The 620-nt window shown below is 70.3% G+C and carries 1 protein-coding gene; it reads left to right on the plus strand.

Features of this window, described 5'->3' with window-relative positions; genetic code table 11:
* Window positions 1–620: AMP-binding protein (locus C6558_RS38935; RefSeq protein ID WP_146161004.1), on the plus strand; the 620-nt coding region annotated here is incomplete at both ends.

Raw genomic sequence — 620 nt, forward strand, 5'->3', positions numbered from 1 at the left:
GACCTGGCCGCGCGCGAGGCCGCCACCCGGCCGGCGGACCCCGTGAACCTGCAGTACACCTCGGGCACCACCGGCTTCCCCAAGGGCGTCACGCTGACGCATCGCAACGTGCTGAACAACGGCTTCCACATCGGCGAGCTGCTGGGCTACACGGAGGAGGACACCGTGGTGATCCCGGTGCCGTTCTTCCACTGCTTCGGCATGGTGATCGGCGTGATCGCCACCGTCTCCCACGGCTCGCTCGCCGTCATCCCGGCGCGCAGCTTCGAGCCGGTCTCGGCGCTGCGGGCCGTGGCCGCCACCGGCGCGACGAGCCTGTACGGCGTGCCGGCGATGTTCATCGCCATGCTCGCCCGGCCCGAGGCGGACGAGCTGGACCTGACGACGCTGCGCACCGGCGTGATGGCCGGCTCCACGTGCCCCGTCGAGGTGATGAAGAAGGTCATCGACCGGTTCCACATGTCCGAGGTCGCCATCTGCTACGGCATGACGGAGACCGCGCCCGTGTCCACCATGACCCGCCGCGACGACTCCCTGGAGGTGCGCACCCAGACCGTCGGCCGCACCATGCCCCACGTGGAGACGAAGATCGTGGACCCCGCCACCGGTGAGGTCGTCCC

It is taken from the genome of Ensifer sp. NM-2, from assembly GCF_003024455.1.
GTDB lineage: Bacteria > Pseudomonadota > Alphaproteobacteria > Rhizobiales > Rhizobiaceae > Ensifer > Ensifer canadensis.